Origin of the sequence: Pseudoalteromonas sp. SG41-5, from assembly GCF_014164495.1 — a bacterium.
GTDB classification, from domain to species: Bacteria; Pseudomonadota; Gammaproteobacteria; order Enterobacterales; family Alteromonadaceae; genus Pseudoalteromonas; species Pseudoalteromonas rhizosphaerae.
In genome coordinates this window covers 1-1,923 of sequence record NZ_JACJFH010000210.1, presented here as the reverse complement: position 1 = coordinate 1,923, position 1,923 = coordinate 1, and the positions used below count along the sequence as shown (strand labels likewise).

The 1,923-nt window shown below is 43.8% G+C and carries 1 protein-coding gene and 1 pseudogene; one reads left to right on the top strand and one right to left on the bottom strand.

The window, feature by feature from the left end; translation table 11 throughout:
* Positions 1-386 (bottom strand): annotated as a pseudogene (locus H5232_RS23045) (group II intron reverse transcriptase/maturase); the annotation flags it as partial.
* Positions 387-1,011: 625 nt separating this feature from the next.
* Here H5232_RS23045 and H5232_RS23040 point away from each other — a divergent pair.
* Positions 1,012-1,923, top strand: a 912-nt coding sequence (locus tag H5232_RS23040; RefSeq protein ID WP_182831618.1) for a transposase, incomplete at its 3' end; no start/stop codon positions are given.

Here is a 1,923-nt window from a genome sequence, read left to right as displayed (position 1 = left end):
TAAGGGCTGATCACTTGAGCAATGGCTTGTTGGATCACTCTGTCGATAACAGAAGGGATCCCAAGCATTCGCTCACCGCCATCGGGTTTGGGTATCATCACGCGTTTGACTGGCAAGGGTTGATAAGTGCCGTTAAGTAATTGTTGTTTAATACCCAGCCAATGTAACTTAGCGAAGTGATTAAACTCTTCAATACTCATATTATCAATACCCGCAGCCCCTTTATTGCGCTTAACATGTTGCCATGCTGCACCAATATTGTGGTTGCTTAGTACCCTTGCCATCAGGTCATGATCTGTTTGGCTATATTCATTCGAGGTATTATTCACAGTAGAACGCTGTTCATCACTATCGCAACACGGTGATCTATGTGAATTCAAGTTCATCTGTAGTATCTCCTCTGGTTAAGATGTTCAGGCCTTCACCGTGTCCCCTCCATTACGATGGGCGTTTGGCTACTATGCCGTCTGCTGACTTCTGATAAATCACTCTAGCGATTACTCGATAAAGCGCGTCTAAACTAACGCTTGTTTACTGCTATTTTGCTCGCTGTAGGTCGCAGCAACCAAAGCGCCAAGGGTTGATCAACCAGTCCCTAACTGGTAATCTCCAAGCGTTAGCGCGGATGCGTGTTTATCAGATCTCCCCGAATAAGGTGCATCGACTTTCTCTGCACAACTGCATCATTTACGGTGGCCGTTAGATCACATGACTTCGCTATCTTGTGCTAGCTCGTCTTCAGCCTACGCCTCATATGATGTTTTTGTTCATCAGCTCGCAGATTTGCTAGCGGCTTCCTCCAGACTATCTCTCGCGATTTAGCCCTTGCCATTCGCTAGTAGTTATCGTTTAATAACAGTATGTTATTTAAACGGTGATCTTCCTACAGAGGACTTTCACCTCATAAGTCAATGCCCATGTCGGGCGTACACAAACGCATCAACTCGCTCGCATGATTTAGCGTCCACATCTTATTATCACTTAATTTCACGATGCGTTAGGCGAGCGTTTTTGTGTGGTGATGATAAATACACAGGTAAAAACTTTGATCACCGTAGAGTGTGGTTAGTAGAGCGAATTAAGTTACTAAGTAGCGTTTTCGCTATAGAGATAGCTGCCTACGCGATAATGAGCAATCACTACCACCTTGTTGTGAACGTCAATAGACGTCAAGCACTTGATTGGTCTGATGATGAAGTAATTGAACGCTGGTATCAACTTTATAACGGCCATGTTTTAGTTGATCGTTACTTAAATGGTGAGCAGCTAGATAAGGCGAGTGTGCTCTTTTTTGATGAGATCATCGCTAAATGGCGCGCAAGGCTTTATGACATCAGCTGGTATATGAAAAACCTTAATGAGTACATTGCCCGCGAGGCCAATAAGGAAGATAACTGCACGGGCAAGTACTGGGAAGGGCGCTATAAGTCACAGGCATTATTAGATCAAACCGCAGTACTCAGTTGCATGGCCTACGTTGATTTGAATCCTATCAGAGCAAACATAGCCGATACGCTTGAAGACAGTGATTTTACCTCAATTCAAGAGCGTATAGCGCATTTCAAAGCCTTTACCACAGACACGGTCAAAGCAAATAAACCCCTCAAACAAAAAGATACTGTTCAATATGAAAGTCAACCAGCACAGCTAAAGCAATTTGGTGGTAATCATATTAAAGGCACGATCCCCTTTGCCTTACTGGATTACATTGAATTAGTCGACTGGAGTGGCCGCCAGATAGATCCAAAGAAAAAAGGGCATATCAACAAAAGCATACCAAAAGTGCTCCTGACGTTGAATATAGAAGAAGCGCAATGGCTTGAATCAATTCAACGTTTCAGGCAGCAGTACTCAAATTTTGCAGGCAGCAAACAACGGTTAAAGCAGCAAGCCGCCAGCAACGATGTAAAATGGTACAAAGGC